Raw genomic sequence first — 20389 nt, 5'->3', positions numbered from 1 at the left:
CGCCGCCGTCGCCGCCCGACAAATAACACAAAGCATTAATCGGACGATGTACTAGCCCGAACGAGTTTTCACGCCTGTGGCCGGTCCTGGCCACCCCTCCACACCGCCCGGTGTGGAGCTTCCTTCCAACTCGGCGCCCCCAGGGGCTCGTAGAAAGGAGCATACGCCATGCAAGAACTCGGTATGTCTGCTGTGACTGCGTACACCGCTCACCGGGAATGGGCCACACGGCCACCCGACGAGCGCTACGCCAGCGTTGAAGCGCTCCACGAGGCGGCTCGCGCCAGACGCAACCGCACGATGGAGCGCGACATCGAGACCGGCGATTTCAGGACGGAAGCGGCCGGCGACGACGGCCTCGCCTTACGCGAGTCGTCGGGCCGGACTGCTGGATTAACGCACTGGAGCTTCGAGCAGCTCGCCACCATTGCCGGCGCGCCGCCGAAGTACCTGCGCTCGCTGCCCGCACCGATCGCGTCGGACGCGATCAACTACGGGCTCCAGCGTCACCGTCGATCGCAACACCAGCTGTTCGTCGACCGTGACGCACCGTGGACCATGCACGCGATTACATCATCGCGCTACGCGCGCGTCCACCACGACGAGCTGGCCCGCCGGGTGCTCGACCTCATGGCCGAACATCCCGCGTGGTCCTTGCCGCTCGGCTACAAGGACGGCGTATACGGCGCCGAACGGGTTCCGTCAGGCGCCTATCTGGGAGATCGAGACATGTTCCTGTTCGTTGCGGACGGCAACCGCGATCTCGACGATCCCACTGACTCCACCGATGCCGGCCTGTTCCGCGGGTTCATTCTCCGGAACAGCGACGTTGGAGCCGCCGCCCTTACCCTGGATCTGTTCCTGTTTCGCGCGTGCTGTGCGAATCATGTGGTCTGGGGTTTTCACCACGTTGCTGGCTTCCGGCGCCGGCACGTGGGGGCGTCGATTCAGGAGGCGTGGACAGCGTCGCTCGATGCTGTCCGCTCTGCCCTCGACGCCGACCCGTCCGTCGATCGCACCCTGCTCCAGCGGGCCATCACCTTGGAGCTCGGTCCGACGCGCGACGCGGTGCTCGATGCGGTCATGCAACGACTCGACCTGTCGCGCAAGCAAGCCGCAGAGGCGTACACGCTGGCGGAGCAACATGAGACGAATCCCCGATCCGTATGGGGCTACGTGCAAGGGCTCACGAGGCTCAGTCAACGCACGCCTTGGCAGGACGGACGTTTCGCGCTCGACCACGCTGCCAGCCGTCTCCTGACGACGGTGCACTGACCGTAACTGATGCCGTGCGGGCACATCCCCGCACGGCCTCTTTCCCCATCCAAGTCCGCGCGGGTGCGGCTTCAGCAGCCTGTCCGCCCGGCCGTGCGCGATGCCGCGCACTTCCCCCGCCCGCTCCCAGGAGCGGACCGGACCTAACCGGAGGTGTGCACATGCGCAACAAGACTCGCTATTCCCGAACGAGCAGGAACTCACGGAGTGGCTCCACGCCACAGCAAATCGACGTACGCGACTGGCGAACGCGACTTCGTCCGCTGATCCTTCACCGCCTCGTCGACCAAACGCGCGATCTTCCGTGGTCGCGTCGTCTGATCACGCTGCTCCTCAACGAACTGCATGTCGGCGATGAGTTCTTCGGCCTCGTCGATGTAGGCGATCGCTTCGAGACCCACCAGTACCCGCAGCTCGTGACAATCGCTCTGATCCTGCGCCACAGCTGGTCGCCGACGGACCTCGCCACCGCGACGCGGCGGCTGGGACTCTCGTCTCCACCCGTTACTGCACCTGAGAGTTCTTCCTCGCCTCAACGAACAGCGTCGAAGGCGCGAAGGTTGGCAGGCTGCGCGCGCCGGCCACGGCCGGCATGCCCAGCTCGGAAGGGAGCTCACGCATGAGCATCGCGACAGCTTTCGCGGAGACGGAAGCCTCCGCCCCTGCTCGTTCCAACAACGCCATCCACGAACCACCGGGCCATCACATACCCGATTGTGCGGCGCGCCTCGGTCCGCTCAAGCCTCTCCGCTTCGCTCCGACCCTTCGGGCTGGCGGGCTTGACCGGACCTCGGCGGCGCCAAAAGGAAGGCACTTATGTGATGGCCCGAGGATTCTGACGGAACTCACGGAGTCGACACCGATGCCCTTCACATTGAAAGGAGGAACGCAATGAAGGACAGGACCACATCCGCGGTGGACGTCACCATCGGCGGCCAGGCTCGCTGCTATCACGCGTTTATCACGACGGCGCCGGTCACATTTGATCGACCTTCAACGCTGACGCTCTACGAATCGAGCTTTGACGAGGTGGCCGGCTTCGCAGCCGATCCAATTCCATTCGACCACTCGCTTGGTCGAACGCCCGCGCGACTTGTTCTCATCGGGAGCTCCGATGAGGCGTTGCAGCGCGCCCGCTACGGCGAGGGCGAATATCTGATCGCTCCGACAGATCCGGTTCTCGTCAGCAGGAACACGCTCGAACACTCGCTGTGGAACCGCCTCGCGGCTCCTTCCATCACTGAAGTGGATTGATGCGCATACAGACGCATGCACGAATTCCGGAATTCCACCAGTCCCTCGTGGGCCAACCAGGAGGTCAACACAATGAACACGTTCGTCAAGATCATTCGCAACGGCCACATGGTGCCCGGAAAGCTCGCAGACGCCGAACTCCACTTCACCGGCGGCGAACTCGACGGCCTGAGACTCATCGGCTTCGCCATCTGGGCACGACGGGACGGCACCGGCCGGAACGTCACGTTCCCGGCGCGTCAATTCACCGCTCACGGTCAGCGGCGCAGCTTTTCGCTGCTGCGCGCCATTGACGACCCTGCGGCACAGGATCGCCTGCGCGAGTTTGTGCTACAGGCCTACCTGGCCGATACGCAGGAGACCGCGAACGACGCGACGCCGTAGCGCTCGCACCGATGCCGGACGTGGCGCGATGCGCGTCCGGCATCTCCTCAACCGAGGGTGAGACTCGGCTGGTGACATTCTTGCCAAGGGTACAGCTATGATTGGAAGTTCTGTTATCAACGGATCAGACTCAGCAGGTCCCGCGCGTGATCGTCCTGACCACGCCGTGTTGTTTCTGGACGATGTTGCGGCGCTTCTGAGGGTGTCTCGGTCGACAATCGAGCGCCGAAGGCGCCAAGGGACTTTTCCGATTCCGGAATTGCCGCCGCTTGATCGTCGTCCGCGGTGGAGCCGAAACGAGGTAGAACGGTTCATGGAGTCGAATCGCTGGACACAGCCCCGGCGTGGCCGGCCAGGACGCGAGCGCCTAGGCTGCGCAGGAGACCCGTAGGAGTGCGATTAGGTGTCCATTGCGCCGAAGAATGTGAGGCGGCATTGAAGAAGGACAAGTTCGTTCGGAAGATCGAAACGGGCATCTACGAGCTCGAAGACAGTTCGTTCGTTCTTGTCGCATCCAAGGGCAAACGTCAGCGAAAGAAGCGAATGCCCGCCGGGACATCCGAGAGAAAACTTCGCTTCCTGCTTGCCGAGATGCGCGCAGAGCTCAACCGCGATCGCTTGCGGGTCGCCAGGAACGCGCTCGCTGAAGATGTTGACCGCTACCTCGATGCGATTCGTGGAGAGGTCAAGTTCATCGAAGATCGGAAGCGCGAAATTCGTAGCTGGTTGCCGCGCTTTGGCCACCGGCGGCGCGACAGCATCGAACCGAGCGAGATTAAGGGGCAACTCCGCGAATGGCGCAACGAGTATGCGCCGCATACGTGCAACCTGCGCCGAACAGCATTGAGCCATCTCTACAGCGTGCTGGACGGACTGAACGCATACAACCCAGTGCGCGAAGTGGCGCGTTTCCCGGAACCGGCGCCAACGCCGAAGTGGCTAGATTACGAGGTCATTCGCAATGCGCTTTCAAAGATGCGCAGGATGTCGACAAAGGCGCGTCTGATGCTGATGGCCTACGCTGGATTCCGTCCGTCCGAGATCACGCGCGCCGTGCCCGAGGACGTAGTGCCGTTTCTGGATTTGGCGGAGCCATTTTGCTTCAAGCGGGTGGGGAAGGGCGATGTGCCTTTGATGGTACCGCTGCCGCCGGATGGCGTAGCTGCTTGGAAATTACTGATCGAGCGAGGAGGGTGGGGTGGCTTCTCTCAAGCCAGCGTGAACAAGAACTGGAAGATCGCCATGAAGAGTGCGGGGGAGGAGGCAGTTCGCGCGGCACAAGCAGCCGGCGACGATGCCGCCGCGATCGAGAAGATTCGCCTCATGTACAGGCCTGTGAACTGCTATCGGCTGCGGCACTCGTACGCTGTCCGCCTGTTGCTTGCAAGCGGGAACAAGGAACTTGTGCAGAAAGCACTCGGCCACGCCAATATTGAGACGACCGATTTCTACACGCAGATGGTCACCGACCCGCGGCTGGTCGATGCGGTGCGAAAGGCGTTTGGGACGTAGCTGATGGTCGATGCGATGAGGATGAAAAACAGGGAGCGGGCGAAACTCGGACGAACCTGGTCTATGGGCTCCAAGTTGGACGATCCGAAACACCAGTCATGCGGTGCCATTCTTGAGCGTAGCTTGCCACCACAGCTTCTCCTCAGCCATATAAACATTGAAGTGTCAGCAGGTTACAGTGTGTGGAACACTGGCTGTCACGCCGGAGGCCGCGGGTTCGAGTCCCGTCGACCCCGCCATTCACACCTTGCGTGATTGGCACGCTCGCCGTCCTCAGTCGATCCGCCTTGGCTTGCAGCCAAGGCGAGATGGTTCGAGTCCCGTCGACCCCGCCAACATCCCCTAGAAAATCGGCATGTCCAGAGAGCACCACAAGATGTTGTGGTCTCTCCTTCCTCGAGCATACGGTCTTCCTGAAGACGATCATCCCGGAAGGCCACGAAGCAGTACCTGGGTGAGGAGTCCAGCGATGAAGCTTGATGCCGACGAGAAGGAGCTGCTCGAGTCTGTCGAGCGGGGCGAGTGGAAGTTCGCGGGCCGTGGCAAGCGCGAACGGGCTCGCTACCCTCGCTACGCCAAGGCGACGTTCCGCAAAGACAGACGGCTGGACATCCGGCTGTCGAGCAAGGATTTGGAAGCGATCCAGAAACGAGCGCTGGCTGAGGGCTTGCCGTATCAAACGCTGATCTCGAGCCTGCTGCACAAGTACGCGTCCGGGCGGCTCAAAGAGGTGTAACGACGTGGAAGACGCCCGCGCTGCGATCTGCCTGCCCGCGCCGCAGAACTGCCGCGCCCCGCACGCGAGCCCCGCGTACGGCACGCCCTGGTCACGACTCAGAAGCGTTGCTTGATGAACAACGTCTCGACCACGCCAGCTCATGCGGCCTATCGCCTGCCGATCCCGGGCGCCGGAGAGCCACAGCTCAAGCGAGTGCCCCGCTCAAGGAGGTGCTGCGTGGCAGCTTCCTCCGCCGAGGCTGTGCAGAGGCGTCATCGGTCTAACAAAAGCGGATTAGAGTCCATTTCATGTCTGGGCGGATCTGATTCGCAGGTGACTTGCTCGTCCGCTGACGTTCTCTAGCTGTCCTTCGGGGCCCGGACTTCAACAGGGATGGCGTCGGGACCCAGGCACTGAAAGACCAGGGCAGGCCCTTGTACCCCCAAGTCGACCTTCATGGCGACGCCAGATTTCTTGAGACGATCGTAGATTTCGCGCACGTCGCTCGTGCGTTCCAGAACGAATCCCACATGGAAATCCGGCGGATATGAGGGTGGGGGCGAATTAAACAGGTTGCTCACTCCGAACTCAAATCCAGTTTCATCCTCGAAGAACGCGATCTGTTTCTGTCGCTGGTATCGGCAGCGCAGACCGAAGAATCGCTCAAAGAACTCACGAGCGGCGTCGACGTCCGACACTTGAAGATCGAGGTGATTGAGTCTCAATGTTCATCCTCCTGTCTGGAGACATCGCGTTCTACTTCCGGCCATCGCTCACCAGGTATACTACCGCCGTTTTGGTCTCATGTCGGAGGTCGCGTCGAGCGCCGGTTGCTGCTCGAACGCGAAGGCTTTTCTCGATCGGAACCCACACCGGCTGCGCCACAGCGATTCGGTGAGACTGTTGCTGGCGTGCGGCAACAAGGAAGTGGTTCAGAAGGTGCTCGGACCGCGATGACTCCCGGCGCGCTGCATCGTGGCAGCCGCCAACATTGTCATCGCCTAGCCCGCGCCGCCATAAGGAAGCAGGGCACCGCCGCCACCTGCACAATCACGGAAAATCCGAGCAGTGCAAGCATGGAGCGACTGTAGAGCCAGCCCATGAGCGCGCTACCGGCGAACCAGGAGGCGCCGTAGGTGAGGTTGAACACGCCGTAGGCCGTCGCACGTCGTATCTGCGGTGCCATGTCCGCGATCGCGGCCCGCATGATCGATTCCTGCGCGCCCATGCCGATGCCCCACAGGATCGTGCCGAGCACGGCGAGCGCCTGTCGATCGCCGAAGGCGAACAGTGCGAACGAGGCGGACAGCAGCGTGGAGACGACCAGCACACGGACACCCGCTCGATCGAACCAACGACCGAAGAGGAGGGCGGCGACGGCGTCGACGGCCATCGCGAGGCCGTAGAGCGCAGGAATCCAGTCGAGAGGCACGGTCGCCGCGCGATGAAAGTGATAGGCCAGGAGTGCATAGTCTGCGTATCCTGCCGCCACGAGACAACTTCCGATCAGATAGATCCAATACTCCTTTGGGAAGCCACGAGCGGACAGCTCCAGGTCCGCCGGTTCGAGCTCCTGCGGCCGTGGGTAGAGACGCCACGCCAGGCCGAGTGTGCTCAGTGCGGCGAGGGCAGGTATCAGCAGCACCGCAAAGCCGTCTCGATAATTCCCTCCCTGCATCACGACGCCGGCCACGATGAGTGGCCCCGTGGTGGCGCCGATCTGATCCAGCGCCTCGTGTAAGCCGAAGCCCCAGCCCCGCCCCGTGCTCTTGGTGGCGTAGGACAGCATCGCGTCTCGCGCAGGCGTGCGGAGCGCTTTGCCTGTTCGCTCCAGCACCATGAGGCAGGCCGCGATCGGCCAGTTGCCCGCCAGCGCGAGCAGCGGCACGGCCAGCAAGTTGATGGCATACCCCGCGAACGTGATGGCCCAGTAGTGCTGTGTGCGATCGGCGAGCCGACCAGACCACAGCCGCAGCGCATAGCCCACGAGCTCGCCGTCGCCGGAAACGACCGAGACGATCAGCGCCGACGCGCCGAGCATCGCGAGAAAGGGGCCTGCGGCGCTGCGGGCCCCCTCGTAGGTGACGTCCGCAAACAGGCTCACGACCCCGAGCAGGACGATGAACGTCAACGCTCGCTGTGATTGCATGGGGATATGGCGTCCGTCTGCCCGATGTACTCGAGGAGCTGCGCAGCGGCACGGCGAACGATGAACGACGGGTGCCGGAGCGCGTCGAGTCCGATCAGGCGCGCGTCGTCGCCGCACGCACGACATCCCAAAGCACCTTGGGCGACATGCCGTCTCCCCAAACGCGCCCGGCCTTGTTGATCGCCCGGAAGACCGGGCCGTGCGTGATGTCAGCCGCCGCCGTCCACGCGTCCAGAGTAGTCTTCACCCACGTTGGGACCGGGACGGTTCGCCCATGTCCACCCTTGCCGACCAGATCGACAATCACCCAGTGCTCCTCCCGTTGCTGGATCGACTCGAGGCTCAGGGCCAACAGCTCGGCGCGGCGGAGTCCACAACCAATCAACATCGCGACCATCGCATGGTCGCGCATCTCACGGCGTGTCGACGGCGTCGCACGATCGAGTAACCGTCGGCCCTGCTCGGGCGTCAGCCAGTTCCCGAGTCGAACGCCGATGCGCCGCACCCCTTTCACGCGGCGAGTGCCCGCCGCCAGCTCCCGGCTCAGGAGACCGGCGTCGGCAGCCTCGTACGCCACGCGCCGAACCGCAGCCAGTCGAAGGTTGATGGTGGCAGGCGCATATCTCGACCATGTATTTGTCGAGAGAGTTGCCCGACTCGTGGACGAAGTCGATCTTCGCTGCAATTGTCACATCGGTGAAGTGCACCTGACGATCGGGCTCGGCTTGGCTCGCTCGCCCTGCCAGGGAGGTGGGAACGAACAGGAGAAGAAGGGCAACGGGCCCGTGCCACCTGACGTGGATCACTCTCGTCTTCCCTTGCGGCGAAGCCCCTCCTCGAGAGACTTGCGCTCGTCCTCTGCCAGAGGGAAACCAAGCTTCTCCGCACGGGCCGCATGCTCGGACGCCAGCGGGTAGGAACCCTGTAGCAGATACGCTTCTGCGAGATGGCGGTGCGTGAGCCCTTGATTTGGATCGATCTGCAACGCCTTCTCGAATGCGTCCGCGGCCGCCTTCACTTGGCCCCGTTGCAGCTTGACCAGACCCAGCTCGAGGTAGAGATCGGATTCCAGCTGTTGATAATACGTCGAGGCCAGCATGGGCGTGCCCTCTGGCAGGGTGAGCGCCAACTGCTCTTCGGCCTCGTCTAGCAGACCGTTTGAGCGATATGCTCGGGCCAACTTGATCCGGATGTCTGGCCTGGAGGGATCGATTTGCGCCCCATCGCGGAGAACCTCCAAGGCTGCCTCGGGGCGGCCGGCGTCGAGGTAAGCGCTTCCTAGGCTCAGATACACTTCGGGCACCCTCGAATCGGATTCCACCACCTGCTGCAGCTCGTGAATGGCCTGTTCGCGTTGCCCAAGATCGAGCAGCGCCAGGCCCAAGTAGTAACGAGCCTGGACGAAGGACTGGGCAACCTGCAGCGCTTGACGGTTGAGCGCCTGCGAGCGGTCTGGATTGCCCAACTGCCGCTCGGCCTCGCCTAGCAACGCGAGAAACTGAGGATGTCCTGGCACCTGGAGAAGCGCTGCTTCCAGCTCGTCTCGGGTTCTCTCCGCGCGACCGAGCTTGAGATACACCTCACCGAGGTAAAAGCGCGCCTGAACGAGGTCTGGTTTCAGCGCGAGGGCCTGCCGAAGCTCCGCCTTCGCTTCACCGACGAGCTCGGGAGACCCCATCCTTCCGTAGGCGATGCCCAAGAGGAAGTGAGCTTCAGCGGAGCGTGGATCCAAGGAAAGGATCTTCTTGAGCTCCGGGATGGCGTTGTCGGCGCCATCCGTGCCAGCGAAGAGCATCGCCTCGAGACGGCCCAGCCTCTCGTCGATGGTTTCCTCTCCCGTACTGGCCTGAGAAGCCGCGAACCGCTCGGCGGGCTCCCCTGAGTCCGCAGCGATACTTCCGGCTAGCAGGACAACGGCCAAGGCCCGGCAACAACGGTGGCTCATCACTGAAGCTAGGCGAATGATCATCGTCGCGCCTTGCTGCCCCTGTCAACGGGTTTCGGGGTCGCGGGTTTCGGGGTCGCCAAGGAGCAGCACACAGTGCGATTTGGCTCATCGTGCGAGGGGTCCGACTCGGGGCCCGCCCCAGTCTGCTCAGGAGAACGCGCCGGGAATGGCGTATTCTCGATCTAAGATTTGGATCAGCACGGAGGCAGTCTCGGGGAAAGTCATGGTGCACTCGACGCATGCTCAGCACGTCGTGCAGCGCGGGACGGTGACGGCGATGACGTTGTTCCGGCCAGCAATCAGCCTGGCAATCATTGCTCTGCCGCTTCTGCTAGCGGGCCGCACCTTGCCGGCCGCTGCACCGGAGCCATCCTCGTCTACGGTGCGCTGGGCCGATTGGATCGAGCCCGATTTCCCGTTTTTCTCTTCGGTTCTGGATGCCCGCCGCTCCGGGCCTGGCTTTCCCACCAACAACCTGACGCCGCGCGGCCTGGTGTTGAATCTCGGTCATGGCTACTGGGTGGGATTCGACGTCGATCTGTTGCGCGTCGCCGCCATTTGGCGCGGGAACGCCGTGACGCCTAGAGCGCTGGCGCCTGGCTCCTATCACGCTTCCGACAAGAAGACCAAGGGCGGGCAGTTCCCTGCGCCGGAGCCTGACGGCAGGGTCTGGCTCGCCAACGGCATCTACCCCGGGTGGCAAAGCGGCCGCCGCCCGTCGTTCGACGATCCGCGCGAGTTGGCGCCCAGCCCGGAGGAAGTGGGACGCGGTCCGCTCTCAGAGGAGATGGGGCGTTTCAAGGCCATTCGCCAGGTCCGCGACGGTGTGGTGCTCGAGTACACGGCCAGCGGCGCCGAGGTGCGCGAATGGGTGACACTCTCCGAGCACAACACTCTCGAGCGGCGCTTTCACGTCGGGCCGACGAGTGAGACGCTGTGGCTCTTATTGGGCATCAAGGCAGAGGATGCGACCATTTCGCTCGGAAGCGAGGCAGACGTCTCGCCCGTTCTGGAGACGATCCCGTTTGCAAATGACAGCGGGACCGCGCATGCCAGTGCCACAGGATCCGCCGAGATGTGGGCCGTGCGGGTGCCGCCGCATGACGAGCCTCTTCAGTTTGGCGCCGCTTTGACGGAGAGCGGCAGCGCCCAGACACCCGCACCCCGCGCGATCCCGACAGACATGCCTACGCCTCGCTGGCCGCAGGAGATCACCAGCAAGATCACACGCTCGACGGCGAAGGACGCGTATGTGGTGGACGACATCGCGTTGCCGCTCGACAATCCCTGGCGTCGTAACGTGCGACTCGGCGACATCCAGTTCCTCCGCGACGGTACCGGCGTGGGCGTGACGCTCGACGGCGACGTCTGGTTCATTCACGGCCTTCACGAGCGGGACGGCGTCGCCCGCTGGAGGCGTTTCGCCTCCGGCCTCCATGAGCCGCTGACGCTCGCAATTCGCGACGACCAAGTCTACGTCTTCGACCGCAATGGCATTTGGCGCCTGCGCGACACGAACGGTGACGGAGAAGCGGACGTCCACGAGCTGTTCTCCAACGCCTTCGCACAGACAGCCGACATGCGTGAGTTCCCCAACACCTTGCGGCTCGCGCCCGGCGGTGAGTTCGTCATCGCAAAGGGCAACCAGCAGGCCACGACGATCGGTAAGCACAATGGGCATGTGCTGCGAATATCGGCCGATGGCCGCCGTGCCACGGTGCTCGGCTATGGGTTCCGCCAGCCGAACATCGGCGTCAACGTGCGCACCGGTGTCGTCACCGCGAGCGACCAGCAAGGCCATTACATTCCAACGACGCCATTGCACATCGTGCGGGGCAGGCAGTTCTACGGCTTCCTCAGCGACAAGCAGCCGCGTGAGGTCTACCCGGCGCCGATCGCCGAGCCGCTCACGTGGATTCCGCACGCAGCCAATGCGTCGGCGATGTCGCAGGTCTGGCTGTTTGGCGCGCGCATGGGGCCGCTCAACGAGGCGCTCGTTCACATCGGGTTCAACAACCCCGAGCTGTTTCGTGTCTATGTCCACGACAACGACAACGCGAAGCCGGAAGCCGCGGTGGTGAGCCTCACGCGCGCGTTCGACTTCCCGCCGCTCAACGGCTCGGTCAATCCCGCGGACGGTCAGCTCTATCTCGCCGGGTTTCAGATCCTCGGCTGGGGAACCACAGCGACCCGCCTGGCCGGTCTCGGCCGCGTGCGCTACACGGGCGCGCCCTCCACCGTTCCGCGTGACGTCGTGCCGACCGACGAGGGCGTGCTGCTGCGCTTCGACGCACCGCTCGACGCCGACACGGCGGTCGCCCCAGACAGCTATTCGGTGATGAGCTGGCATTACGTTCGTACCCACAATTACGGCTCTCCGCAGCTCAAGGCGGATGGCACACCGGGCATGGACAGGCTCGTGCCAAGTGCGGCGTATCTCTCGAAGGATGGACGAAACGTGTTCGTCGCGGTGCCCGAGATGAAGCCAGTGATGCAGATGCGCATCGCCTGGTCGCTCGAGACGGCCGAGGGCGTCAAGTTCCAGGAGAACGCCTACTTCACGCCTTATGAGCTCCGGGGCTTCGATCCGCGAGCCGAAGGCTTTGGCGATCTCACCGTCGACCTGTCACCCAGGACCACCTCGGCAGATACGGCTGCGCCCGTGAGCGCCGAGGAGGGCCGTCGCCTGTATCAGAGCTCAGGCTGCATCGCCTGCCACTCGACCGACACGTCGATCTCCAAGCTCGGGCCAACATTCAAAGGTCTCTACGGTGGCGAGCGGCGGTTTGCCAATGGCGCTGTGCGGGTGGTTGCAGACGAGGTGTACCTTCGAGAGGCGATCCTCGAACCTTCGGCGAAGGTCGTCGCCGGCTACGAGAGCGGTGAAGCTGGCATGCCGAGCTATGCCGGTGTGTTGACCGAGGCGCAAATCGATTCGATCATCTTGTACATCAAGAGTCTCGAATAGGAGTATCGATCAGTGTCGGACAAGGATGCATTCACCGATCGGCGTCGAAGCCAGGAAGAGGAGTACTTCCACAAGCGTGAGCAGGAGCTCATCGCGAAGATGCGTCGGCGTGGTGCCGACGAAGCGGATCGCCAACAGATGACACAGCGGACTGGAATTGCAGACGAGGCGCTCTTGCAGGAGCTGCAGGCGATCGGTTACACACCGGAGACCGTGGTGCTCATCGACATTCTGCCGCTTGTCCAGGTTGCGTGGGCCGACGGCGCTGTCTCCACGCGCGAGCGAGAGGTGATCGTCGAAAAGGCACGCGGTCTCTCGATCGAACAGGGGTCGGAGGCCGATCGCAAGCTGACCGAGTGGCTCACGGACCGGCCGTCCGACGATGCGTTGAGCGTGGCGCTTCGCGCGATCAGTGCGATGCTCCAGGCGCGGTCCCCGGACCAGCGCGAGGCGACGCGTCAGGAGTTGCTCGCATCGTGCACAGGCATCGCCTCTGCGTCCGGCGGCGTCTTGGGCTTCGGGAAGGTGTCAGACGAGGAGCAAGCGCTGTTGGATCGCATCAAACTGGCGCTGGAGGAGTGAGCTCCTAACGCGGCACGATCGCAAGGACACGCGTCGGTCCGCCGGTGCCGCCCTCGATCTTCATCGGCAGCGCCACGACGACCGCACCGAGTGGCGGCAGCTCTTCGAGATTGACGAGATTCTCCAAATTGAAGATGTTGGCTGCCGCCAGCACACGGTGGGTGTCGAACGTCGTGCTCCTGCCAGGATCGATGCTGGCCGTGTCTATGCCAACGCCCGAAACGTCGCGCTCGACGAGCATGGCGGCCGCCTCGCGCGATACCCCCGGAAAGTGGAGGGTCGCCGGGTCTTTCGGCGTCTTCGACCCGTAGTAGCGCTCCCAGTCGGGCCAGCGCTCCGACCAGCCGGTGCGCACGATCAGGATTGATCCCCGCATCAGCGCACCGTTCGCCCGTTCCCACGTCGTCACGTCGCTCGGCTGGAGCGTTGCATCGGGGTTGGTGGCCGGTCGTTTGCTGATATCGACGACTGCCGCCGGCGCCACGAAGCGCTCGACTGGAATATCTGTCGTCGTCCATCCCCGCTCGGCGAAGTGGATCGGCGCGTCGAGGTGCGTGCCCAGGTGCTCGGGCGAAGAGAACTCCGCGGCGGCGTACCAGAAGCCGGCCTCATTGACACCCCACGCAAGACGACGATGCTCGAACGGTGAGCCGGTGGGCCAATAGAGGCTTTGCGGCGAGAGCGCGTGCGTCAGGTCGACGAGACGGATGCTCTCGTCAGTGAGGAGCTGGAGCAGCGTCTGGGTCGAAGCGCCCGATGTCTCCGACGGTTGTGACGAACGACGAGGTTCATCGGAGCTACTCGGTGGTCCGCCACGGTCCGCTTGCGGGCGGCAGGCAACCGCGACCATGACCGCGGTGAGGTACATTAGCTTCGCGATTTTCGAGCGACGGCGTTGCATCATGCTTTTGCTCCGTCCAGTTACGCGTCCCCACTCCAAAGCCAAAGAGGGTGATCTGATTGAGACCATCCTTTTCGCATCGGATCTGGCATAATCGTCGCGATGAGAACTGGTACTGGGGATGTGAATAATGCGTATGAAAGTGCTCGCCTATCTCGCCGCTTGTCTCGTTGTCGTTGGGCTTGCGGCGCCGGCGCACGCTCAAGAGGCCGTCCCCGGGCCATGCGAAGAAGGGCGGTTCGAGACCGGTGCGTTGTGGAAGATTTGCGTTCCCGCCGCCGGCTGGAATCAGCAGCTCCTCGTCTACGCGCACGGCTACGTGCCGAACCTTCCGGGCCTGTCCGAGCTTGGATTCTACGACGTTCTGCCCGACGGCACGGAGCTCAGCACGCTCGTCCAGCGAGTGGGCTTTGCATACGCGACTACCAGTTATCGGCAGAACGGCCTCGCCATTCTCGAAGGCGTCGAGGATGTTCGGGATCTCGTCCGCTTGTTTCACCAGCGCGTTGGCGAGCCAAGACGGACCTACGCAACGGGCGGCTCCGAGGGAGGGCTCGTCGCGACGCTTCTGGCCGAACGCTCGCCGGAGCTCTTCACGGGCGCCCTGGCCGCGTGCGGGCCAATTGGCGGCTTCCGATTTCAAATCAATTACTTCGTTGATTTCCGAGCTCTCTTCGACTACTTCTTTCCAGGCGTGCTCGTCGGATCGCCCATTGATATCCCTGCTGGAGAGATCACAGCCTGGCTCGACGGATCGCTGCCAGCGCAAGTTCGCGCTCGATTGGAGCAAGGGCCGGCGCGCGCGCTCGAGCTGATGAAGGTGTCACGCGCGCCGCACGACCCTGACAACTTCGAGACGGTCACGAGCACCGCGCTGTCGGTGCTCGCATACAACGTGCTGGCCACCAACGATGCCCGCGCCAAGCTCGGCGGCAATCCCTTCGACAATCGAGCCCGCTGGTATTCCGGCTCTTCCAACGACGCTCGGCTCAATCGCGGCGTGCGCCGGTTCGCGGCAGATCCGGCGGCCATCGAGGCGCTGCGGCAGTACGAGACTTCCGGCAGACTCAGCATTCCTCTGGTGACGATGCACACGACGGGTGACGACACCGTGCCGTTCACGCATGAGGTCCTCTATTCCTTCAAGCTGCAGCTCGCAGATCGCGGGGCCTTCATCCCACTGCCGACGCTCCGTTACGGCCACTGCGATTTCACGGTGCCAGAGGTCCTGACCGCGTTTGCCGTCCTCCTCGCGCACCCGTAGGCGAGGGTCTGAAAAAAAATCGCGACCAGCTCATCCGTAGTGTGCGTTTTCGCGGATTCCGGCGTTCTGCACTCACGCGAGGCAGATTGTGCCTGGTCATCCGCTCGAACCCGCAGAATGCGCCGACCGAATCCAGAGCGTGCTCGCGCGCTGCAGCCTGACGGCGAAGCGTGTGTCTCTGGTAAGCCAGGCGCCGCCGTTCGATCGAAACCGAGCGCATGCGCTTCGGCCCAACTTCCTCGGGCGGATCCGCCGAGGCGAGGAGCCGCACATCTTTCAACTCGCCACGTTGAGCGTGCTGACCGGAACCGCTCTCGAAGAGTGGCTTACGCTCTTTGGATACGACCCCGCCACGGTACCGCGCTGGCAGATTGCGCTGCACGGCGCGCGCACTGTCGCCATCTCATCGCGAGCCAATCCTTGCGATCTACAGCGTTTCAGCCACGGCCTGCGGCGTGTGCCGGTCCCGCCGCGCGCGCTCCCCACCGAGGAGATTGTCGGCGCGCTGCCGACGTTGGAGATGCCGCGGTCGCCAGACGACACCCACCTGTATCTGAAGCTCGGGCGGGATGACCGTCTGCTCCCATCCCGCTTTGCAGCGGGAAGCTATGTGTCCGTCGACACGAACCGGGGGCTGACGCCCGATGCGGATCCCGAGCAGATTTACGCCGTGGAGCACCTGTACGGGCTCTCAGTGTGCCGCCTCGCTCGCGTGGATTCGGACCAGATCCGGTTGCTCGGCGAGATCGCGATGCCCTTTCCCTCGCTGTTCGTGCTCGGCACAGAGGCGGGCGTCCTCGGCAGCGTGGACGCCGAGCTACAGCCGTTCGACCAGCGCATGGACATGTCGTCGCGCGAGCCGCCACGCTTGCTGGCGCGTCCTCGCCAACGGCTGGTGAGCGTCCTCTCGACCGAGCTTGCCCTTCATCACTACGTTGCCGCTGCCCGTGAGCGAGCTGGTCTGAGCTTGCGCGAGGCGGCTGGACTTGCCGCTGAGATGGCGGCGGTGTGCGGACCGGCCTACGCCATGGCGAGAAGCACCTTTGAACGCTACGAGACCATCGATACCGTACCGCACCATTTGGCCAAGCTCTTTACGTTGGCAAGCGTGTACGCGCTCGATGTCTGGCATTATCTCGCGCTCGCTGGCATGGTCATACCGCTCGGTACCCGCATGTTCGATGACCTCGAGCTGAGCGAGCAACCCGTTCGTGCGATGAGCGGCACCCGACCGGACAAGGCCCTCCTTCAGATGCTCCGCGCGGCGCTCGGTAAGCCAGCACTCACAATCGACGACCTGTACACATTCGGCCGGTGTGACAACAGCGCGCATCCGCTGATCGAAGGCGGCACCATCCTCGTGCTCGATCGCCGCCGGCAACACCTCGAGCTGCCCCGAGAGAGATCCTCTCGTCATCAGGAAGCTCCGCTGCTTCTGATGCAAGCGTCGAATCGTGGGTACCACGCGGGATACGCCACGATTCGAGGGCGGCAGCTCACGCTCGAGCCTCCGCCACTCGCGGCTGGTCCGGTGCATCACATGGATGTCGACGAGGCGTCTGTCGTGGGGCGGGTCGTGGCGGTGCTGCGAATTGGATCCGAAGTGGCAGATCTTCGGACAGACGCGCACGGTCGTCGTCGTTACGAGACGCCCGTGGTTATTGGCGAAATGTCGTCCAGGTGACAAGAGTTCGGATTTTCTAGCGTGGTGCGCTCCGACCGCGGACTGTTTGGGCTATCTTTGCCGTCGTGTTGAGCGTTTGCACAATGGCTGAGAAGCGGATGTGGCGAGTCGCGGCGCACGCACGTGCAGGTACCACGCGCGATGGATTGGCGCTTCTCGACGTCAAGCGCGGGAAGGTCGTGACTTCGAATGCCGTTGGCGCCCGCATCTGGACCTTGGTGGACGAGGGCTGTGACCTCACTGCCATTCTCAGCGTGATCAGCGCCGAGACAGGTACCAGCAAGGACGTGATTCGGCAGGACATCACTGGCTTCTTGAGGGACCTCGAACAATGCGGGCTCATCGAGCCGCAGGAGCAAGCGCCCGAAGGCGGAAAGGGAACGTGATGTTAACCGTTTCGGCCTGGTTTGGACTCGTGGTCTACGACCTCGTCGGCTTCGCGGGATTTGGTGCCATCCACCGGTTCGTCGCGGCGTTTCCGAGACGAAGCCGCCCGCGTCGCGACGACGTCATCGCGCGCGTCTGTCATGCCGTCGATGAGGCGTGTGTCTGGTACGTCAAGCGTAGCTATTGCCTTCAGCGATCGGCGGTCACGACCTGTCTGCTGCGCTGGTGTGGTGTGCAGGCAACGCTGGTGATCGCGTATCGGCCCGTGCCCATCGACTCCCATGCCTGGGTCGAGGTGGACGGACGTGTCGTCAACGATCGCCCGCAGTATCAGAAGTTCTTTCTCGTGCTCGATCGGTTGTAGCACCGCGATGGTGGGAGGAGCCATGAGCGCGCAGGCAGGTGTGTTCTACATGGATCGACGCCCAATTCCACTCGAAGTCGTGGAGCGGATTGACGATGCGCTCGCGGATTTCGGTCCGGACGGCGGCGGATCGCACCTCGAGCCGGGGCTACTCATGCTCTCGCGCGCGCTCCACATCACGCCTGAGGACGAGCGCGAGGAGCGACCACTCGTCTCGCCTGCCGGCCGTGTGCTCACCTGGGATGGCCGGTTGGACAACCGCGACGACCTGCTCTTGCAGTTCCACCGCGACCTTGAGATTGACGCAACTGACGGCGCGCTGGCGCTTGCAGCGTTCGAGCGCTGGGGCGTAGACGGGTTCGCTCGTCTCATCGGCGACTGGAGCCTCGCACTCTGGGACGCGCCGGAGCGGCGGTTGGTCCTAGCGAGCGACTACATGGGCGTTCGTCCGTTGTATTACCGGCGTGCTGCGGACCACGTGGCCTGGTCGAGTAGCCTCGGCGAGCTGATCCTGCGGGAAGGCGTCAAAGACGACCTGGACGATGTGTTCGTCGTGGGATTCCTGGTGGGCTTCGTGCCGGCAGACCGCACGCCGTACCTGCCGGTTCGGTCCGTTACACCGGCGCATGCGCTGTCCTTCTCTGCCGCCGGTACTACCTGTCATCGGTTCTACGAATATCCAGCGAACACCGTTCGGTATCGCCACGAGTGGGAATACGAGGAGCACCTGCGGGACGTATTCGCGAGAGCTGTCGGCGCGCGCTTGCGGTCCACTCGACCTGTTTGGGCGGATCTTAGCGGTGGGCTTGATTCGTCATCGGTAGTGTGCCTGGCGGACTGGCTGATCCGGCGTGGAGTTGTCGACGCGCTTCGCCTAAGAACCGTCTCGATGGTCTCGGATGAGTCACCAGAGGTCGACGAGCGGCGCTTCATAGCTGTTGTGGACGAGGCGCGCTCCTCGAACAGTGAGCTCGTCGCAATCGACGACGTGGGAAGTGTGTACGACGGCGACCTCTCATGGGTTACACCGGCCAGTCCAAGGTGGGCGTCCTTGGCAAAGCTGCGTCGCGTTCACCTGCTCGGCGGAAAGCTACTCATGACCGGCCAAGGTGGCGACGTGGTATTGGCAAATGACCCAGACTGGAGCCACGCTGCACTGGAGTGTCTCGACCGCTGGGAGGTTCTCACCTTCTTGAGACAACTTCATGCTTGGGCTCTCGCAACCAAGAAGCCAGTGGCTGCGCTCCTAGCTGCGAACCTTCGCGTCGCGCTGCCAACCTCTTGGCGCGCAACTGCGCGGGCGCGCCGGAGCTTGTGGATGGCGAGCAGCAGGAGCGCAGGATGTCAGACTGACGTCCTTTCGTTCACAGCCAAGGCGGATGCCTTGAATGAGCTTCGGCAAGCTGTATATGCCGAAGCCGCTGCCGTCGAGAAGAGCACCCGCGCGACGGTCCGGTTTCTGCTTTCCCGCCTGATTAGGTGTTCAGCGGAGCGAGGGTTGCAAACGCCAAGCGAGTTGTGTGGTCCTCGGTTGACACATCCGTACATGGACCGACGCCTCGTCGAGTGTGTCTGTGCGTTCCCGCAATCGGTGTTGAACCTGCCTGGTGAGACGCGTTCCCTGATGCGCCGGGCCTTCGGTCGTTTTCTACCGCCTCGGATTGCGTCGAGGTTCTCGAAAGGTTACGCAGCACCTTACTGGTCCCGCGTGCTCTCTGCGGTATTCACTGGGTTGGGCGCTCCCTCGCATTGGGAACTGATCAAGCAAGGTTTCGTCAGCGAAGCAGCTCTCGAGAACGCGCTGCGGGGAGAGCATTCCGTCCACCAGCGCTCGGAACAAATAGTGGGGATGTTGGTTGGTGCCGAGCGGTGGCTTCGTGCACATGCAGCGTTGTCGACTTCATCGAGTCCTGAGCGTGGCGCCGCGCACAGTAATCCAACACAGAAAGGAGGTGAATACCATGAAGTACGAGAAGCCTAAACTGTACGAGCTGGCTTCCGCGTTGTCCATCGTGCGGGGCATTCCACCCGTCGGCCTGGACAGCCCGGATCCAGGAGAGCGGCTCGAAGGCCTCGAGGTAGGTTTGGATGACTGACCCTCTTGGTTAACGGCGAAACCCTGCCTCCCCTCTCGATCGCGACGAGAGGGGAGGTTCGTATTGGATCCCTTCCCATGAAACGGCAGCATGCCGATGTTCCCACCAGCGTCCGTTCGCCTTACTCATGCCACCACATTCGGACAGGCGGCCTGCGCCCGGGCCAGACCTCGGCCAATGTCGAGGCGTCGTACAGTCGGCCGCCCTTCATCACGAACCGCGTGGATGCGGTGTGGTGGATGTTCTCGAGCGGATTCTGGTCGAGCACCTGCAGATCGGCGATCTTGCCAGGCTCGATGGACCCGAGATCAGCGCCGTGCCCAATGGCATCGGCACTGCAGCGAGTCGCCACCCGGAGCACGTCGTGCGGCGGCATTCCACCCAGAGCCAACGTCCACATCTCCCAATGTGCGCCAAGACCGGGGAGGTTCCCATGGGAGCCGAGGCCGACGCAACCTCCCGCGGCGACGATCTTGGCGGGTTGGGCTGCGATTTGGCGCAATGTCTCGAGGTCGACCTGACCGGTAGCGTATACCGGCCTCCGGAAGTAGGTAATCGCGTCGGGTGGAAGGAATCGCCGGAGTCGTGGCTCGGCCCACGGATCCCAGCGGCGATGGAATAGGCTCATGCCGAACACTGACAGGGTGTGCGTCTGGATCATGCCGCTTCGGACCATCAGCTCGACGACGTCGCGATATTGCGGCGTGGCTGGAAAGTTGTGCTCGAGCCCAGCGTATCCATCGATTGCCATCGTGAGGTTCATCGCCGTGTTCCAGCCACCCTCATTGGTTGGGGTCAGCCCCTGTTCACGCGCGACCATGGCGATGAGCTGTCGCGTTCTGCGGCCCCCTGCCAGGTACTGCTTGATGGTCTCGGTTCGATAGAATTGCGACCAGATTTGCA

At 63.3% G+C, this 20389-nt stretch carries 20 protein-coding genes; 13 read left to right on the top strand and 7 right to left on the bottom strand.

Translation table 11 applies throughout. The features are described 5' to 3' along the window. Window positions 1–168 precede the first annotated feature (168 nt). Window positions 169–1275, top strand: coding sequence for a hypothetical protein (locus tag GEV06_24210; GenBank protein ID MPZ20979.1), 1107 nt, complete (start codon window positions 169–171; stop codon window positions 1273–1275). Window positions 1276–1475: 200 nt separating this feature from the next. On the opposite strand, the gene GEV06_24205 is transcribed toward GEV06_24210, so the two are convergent. Beyond that, a complete protein-coding gene (locus GEV06_24205) occupies window positions 1476–1718 on the bottom strand; it encodes a hypothetical protein (protein ID MPZ20978.1) in 243 nt (80 codons plus the stop codon). A 448-nt stretch (window positions 1719–2166) separates the two neighbouring features. Here GEV06_24205 and GEV06_24200 point away from each other — a divergent pair, with 448 nt between their 5' ends. The 5 genes from GEV06_24200 to GEV06_24180 all read left to right on the top strand — a co-directional run bounded on the left by GEV06_24200 (window position 2167) and on the right by GEV06_24180 (window position 5161). Beyond that, complete coding sequence (locus GEV06_24200) at window positions 2167–2529, top strand: hypothetical protein (protein ID MPZ20977.1); 363 nt, start codon at window positions 2167–2169, stop codon at window positions 2527–2529. 72 nt (window positions 2530–2601) lie between these two features. Continuing rightward, a complete protein-coding gene (locus GEV06_24195; protein MPZ20976.1) occupies window positions 2602–2913 on the top strand; it encodes a hypothetical protein in 312 nt (103 codons plus the stop codon). Between the two features lie 97 nt (window positions 2914–3010). Continuing rightward, window positions 3011–3304, top strand: a complete 294-nt coding sequence (locus GEV06_24190) for a helix-turn-helix domain-containing protein (protein ID MPZ20975.1) — start codon at window positions 3011–3013, stop codon at window positions 3302–3304. 44 nt (window positions 3305–3348) lie between these two features. Continuing rightward, the gene (locus GEV06_24185) at window positions 3349–4425 is read left to right on the top strand and encodes a tyrosine-type recombinase/integrase (GenBank protein ID MPZ20974.1); all 1077 of its coding nucleotides are present in this window, start codon (window positions 3349–3351) and stop codon (window positions 4423–4425) included. Between the two features lie 469 nt (window positions 4426–4894). Next, window positions 4895–5161 carry an antitoxin gene (locus tag GEV06_24180; protein ID MPZ20973.1) on the top strand — a complete coding sequence of 89 codons (267 nt, stop codon included), beginning with the start codon at window positions 4895–4897 and terminating at the stop codon, window positions 5159–5161. Window positions 5162–5502: 341 nt separating this feature from the next. On the opposite strand, the gene GEV06_24175 is transcribed toward GEV06_24180, so the two are convergent. The 4 genes from GEV06_24175 to GEV06_24160 all read right to left on the bottom strand — a co-directional run bounded on the left by GEV06_24175 (window position 5503) and on the right by GEV06_24160 (window position 9261). Beyond that, a complete protein-coding gene (locus tag GEV06_24175) occupies window positions 5503–5868 on the bottom strand; it encodes a VOC family protein (GenBank protein ID MPZ20972.1) in 366 nt (121 codons plus the stop codon). Between the two features lie 269 nt (window positions 5869–6137). Next, the gene (locus tag GEV06_24170; GenBank protein MPZ20971.1) at window positions 6138–7292 is read right to left on the bottom strand and encodes an MFS transporter; all 1155 of its coding nucleotides are present in this window, start codon (window positions 7290–7292) and stop codon (window positions 6138–6140) included. A 94-nt stretch (window positions 7293–7386) separates the two neighbouring features. Next, on the bottom strand, window positions 7387–7977 hold the full coding sequence (locus GEV06_24165; GenBank protein MPZ20970.1) for a tyrosine-type recombinase/integrase: 591 nt from the start codon (window positions 7975–7977) through the stop codon (window positions 7387–7389). Window positions 7978–8094: 117 nt separating this feature from the next. Continuing rightward, window positions 8095–9261 (bottom strand): tetratricopeptide repeat protein, encoded by a 1167-nt coding sequence (locus tag GEV06_24160; GenBank protein ID MPZ20969.1) that lies wholly within the window; start codon window positions 9259–9261, stop codon window positions 8095–8097. Window positions 9262–9517: 256 nt separating this feature from the next. Between GEV06_24160 and GEV06_24155 the strand changes: the two genes are divergently transcribed. Continuing rightward, the gene (locus tag GEV06_24155; GenBank protein MPZ20968.1) at window positions 9518–12208 is read left to right on the top strand and encodes a c-type cytochrome; all 2691 of its coding nucleotides are present in this window, start codon (window positions 9518–9520) and stop codon (window positions 12206–12208) included. Between the two features lie 12 nt (window positions 12209–12220). Next, entirely contained in the window at window positions 12221–12790 is a 570-nt protein-coding gene (locus GEV06_24150) for a hypothetical protein (protein ID MPZ20967.1), read from the top strand. A gap of 4 nt (window positions 12791–12794) precedes the next feature. On the opposite strand, the gene GEV06_24145 is transcribed toward GEV06_24150, so the two are convergent. Next, window positions 12795–13640, bottom strand: coding sequence for a cyclase family protein (locus tag GEV06_24145; GenBank protein ID MPZ20966.1), 846 nt, complete (start codon window positions 13638–13640; stop codon window positions 12795–12797). A 181-nt stretch (window positions 13641–13821) separates the two neighbouring features. Here GEV06_24145 and GEV06_24140 point away from each other — a divergent pair, with 181 nt between their 5' ends. From GEV06_24140 to GEV06_24120, 5 genes are all read left to right on the top strand, one after another. Further along, window positions 13822–14955 (top strand): hypothetical protein, encoded by a 1134-nt coding sequence (locus tag GEV06_24140; protein MPZ20965.1) that lies wholly within the window; start codon window positions 13822–13824, stop codon window positions 14953–14955. A 172-nt stretch (window positions 14956–15127) separates the two neighbouring features. After that, entirely contained in the window at window positions 15128–16639 is a 1512-nt protein-coding gene (locus tag GEV06_24135; protein ID MPZ20964.1) for a hypothetical protein, read from the top strand. An 83-nt stretch (window positions 16640–16722) separates the two neighbouring features. Further along, the gene (locus GEV06_24130) at window positions 16723–17025 is read left to right on the top strand and encodes a PqqD family peptide modification chaperone (GenBank protein MPZ20963.1); all 303 of its coding nucleotides are present in this window, start codon (window positions 16723–16725) and stop codon (window positions 17023–17025) included. After that, window positions 16971–17390, top strand: coding sequence for a lasso peptide biosynthesis B2 protein (locus GEV06_24125; protein ID MPZ20962.1), 420 nt, complete (start codon window positions 16971–16973; stop codon window positions 17388–17390). The genes GEV06_24130 and GEV06_24125 overlap by 55 nt, the downstream gene beginning before the upstream one ends. Continuing rightward, window positions 17308–19371: a hypothetical protein gene (locus GEV06_24120; protein MPZ20961.1), complete on the top strand. Its 2064-nt coding sequence runs from the start codon at window positions 17308–17310 to the stop codon at window positions 19369–19371. Before GEV06_24125 ends, GEV06_24120 begins: the two co-directional genes overlap by 83 nt. 236 nt (window positions 19372–19607) lie before the next feature. On the opposite strand, the gene GEV06_24115 is transcribed toward GEV06_24120, so the two are convergent. Then, on the bottom strand, window positions 19608–20389 hold a 782-nt coding region (locus tag GEV06_24115), incomplete at its 5' end, for an amidohydrolase family protein (GenBank protein MPZ20960.1).

Origin of the sequence: Luteitalea sp., assembly GCA_009377605.1 — a bacterium.
In the GTDB taxonomy this organism is placed as follows: domain Bacteria; phylum Acidobacteriota; class Vicinamibacteria; order Vicinamibacterales; family Vicinamibacteraceae; genus WHTT01.
Note: the sequence above shows the minus strand (reverse complement) of the source record. Positions and strands in the feature narration are given on the sequence as shown.

Excerpts from the sequence above, each read along its gene's own strand:
- GEV06_24190 (MPZ20975.1), top strand. The coding sequence starts at position 3,011 with ATGATTGGAAGTTCTGTTATCAACGGATCAGACTCAGCAGGTCCCGCG.
- GEV06_24195 (MPZ20976.1), top strand. The coding sequence starts at position 2,602 with ATGAACACGTTCGTCAAGATCATTCGCAACGGCCACATGGTGCCCGGA.
- GEV06_24180 (MPZ20973.1), top strand. The coding sequence starts at position 4,895 with ATGAAGCTTGATGCCGACGAGAAGGAGCTGCTCGAGTCTGTCGAGCGG.
- GEV06_24200 (MPZ20977.1), top strand. The coding sequence starts at position 2,167 with ATGAAGGACAGGACCACATCCGCGGTGGACGTCACCATCGGCGGCCAG.
- GEV06_24145 (MPZ20966.1), bottom strand. The coding sequence starts at position 13,640 with ATGGTCGCGGTTGCCTGCCGCCCGCAAGCGGACCGTGGCGGACCACCG.
- GEV06_24155 (MPZ20968.1), top strand. The coding sequence starts at position 9,518 with ATGACGTTGTTCCGGCCAGCAATCAGCCTGGCAATCATTGCTCTGCCG.
- GEV06_24170 (MPZ20971.1), bottom strand. The coding sequence starts at position 7,292 with ATGCAATCACAGCGAGCGTTGACGTTCATCGTCCTGCTCGGGGTCGTG.
- GEV06_24210 (MPZ20979.1), top strand. The coding sequence starts at position 169 with ATGCAAGAACTCGGTATGTCTGCTGTGACTGCGTACACCGCTCACCGG.
- GEV06_24125 (MPZ20962.1), top strand. The coding sequence starts at position 16,971 with ATGCGGGCTCATCGAGCCGCAGGAGCAAGCGCCCGAAGGCGGAAAGGG.
- GEV06_24140 (MPZ20965.1), top strand. The coding sequence starts at position 13,822 with ATGCGTATGAAAGTGCTCGCCTATCTCGCCGCTTGTCTCGTTGTCGTT.
- GEV06_24120 (MPZ20961.1), top strand. The coding sequence starts at position 17,308 with ATGCCTGGGTCGAGGTGGACGGACGTGTCGTCAACGATCGCCCGCAGT.
- GEV06_24160 (MPZ20969.1), bottom strand. The coding sequence starts at position 9,261 with ATGATCATTCGCCTAGCTTCAGTGATGAGCCACCGTTGTTGCCGGGCC.
- GEV06_24130 (MPZ20963.1), top strand. The coding sequence starts at position 16,723 with ATGGCTGAGAAGCGGATGTGGCGAGTCGCGGCGCACGCACGTGCAGGT.